The 1,000-nt window shown below is 70.6% G+C and carries 1 protein-coding gene; it reads left to right on the forward strand.

The window, feature by feature from the left end; translation table 11 throughout:
- Positions 1 to 1,000 (forward strand): YjbH domain-containing protein (locus CVM52_RS26085; RefSeq protein ID WP_306372792.1); only part of this gene is annotated, 1,000 nt, incomplete at both ends.

Raw genomic sequence — 1,000 nt, forward strand, 5'->3', positions numbered from 1 at the left:
GCGGCGCTGGTCTGCCTGCTGGCCGCCGCGGCGCCGCTGCGCGCCCAGACGCCCGAGCCGATCCTGCCCGGCTTTGCCCCGCCCGAGACGCCGACGCTGAACTTCTACGGCTCGCCCGGGCTGATCGACATGCCCACCGGCGAGATGCTGCCGGACGGGCAATTCACCGTCGGGCTGTCGAATTTCGCCGGGCAGAGCCGGCTGACCGCCACCTTCCAGGCGCTGCCCTGGCTGTCGGCCAGCTTCCGCTATAACGGCATCCGCGACTGGAATTTCGGCGGTTTCGAGGCCTATTACGACCGCGGCTTCGACATGCGGTTCCGGCTGCTGCAGGAAAGCCGGCGCTGGCCGGCGCTGGCGGTGGGGTTCCAGGATTTTGTCGGCACCGGCATCTACGGTGCCGAATATATCGTCGCCACCAAGAGTTTCGACACCCCGGCGCTGTCGCCGGGCCGCCTGCCGGGGCGGCTGAAGCTGACCGCCGGCATGGGCTGGGGCCGGCTGGGCAGCCATAACAGCTTTGGCGCCCCGTTCGGCATCGAGCGGCCGGCCTTCGTGCCCAACAGCACCGGCGGCCAGATCGAGGCCGGGCAATGGTTCCGCGGCCCGGCGGCGCTGTTTGGCGGGCTGGAATGGCGCCCCGACGACCGCTGGGGGCTGAAGCTGGAATATTCCTCGGATGCCTACCCGACCGAGACCGGGCTGACCAATGTCTTCGAGCGCCGCTCGAGCCTGAATTTCGGGGTCGAATACCAGGTCAGCGAGCGCACCCGGCTGGGCGCCTATTCGCTTTATGGCACCGGGCTGGGGGTGAGCGCGCAGTTCCAGCTGAGCCCCTATCACCCGGCGATGCCGCTGGCGGCGCCGGCGCCGCTGCCGGTCGAGCTGCGGATCCCGCGGGTGGAGAACCCGCTGGCCTGGTCCGAGGCCTGGGCCGCGCATCCCGACTCGGCGCCCAACCTGCGCGACGCGCTGGAGGGCGAGCTGGGCAAGCAGGGGA

It is taken from the genome of Pseudooceanicola lipolyticus (assembly GCF_002786325.1).
Classification (GTDB): domain Bacteria; phylum Pseudomonadota; class Alphaproteobacteria; order Rhodobacterales; family Rhodobacteraceae; genus Pseudooceanicola_C; species Pseudooceanicola_C lipolyticus.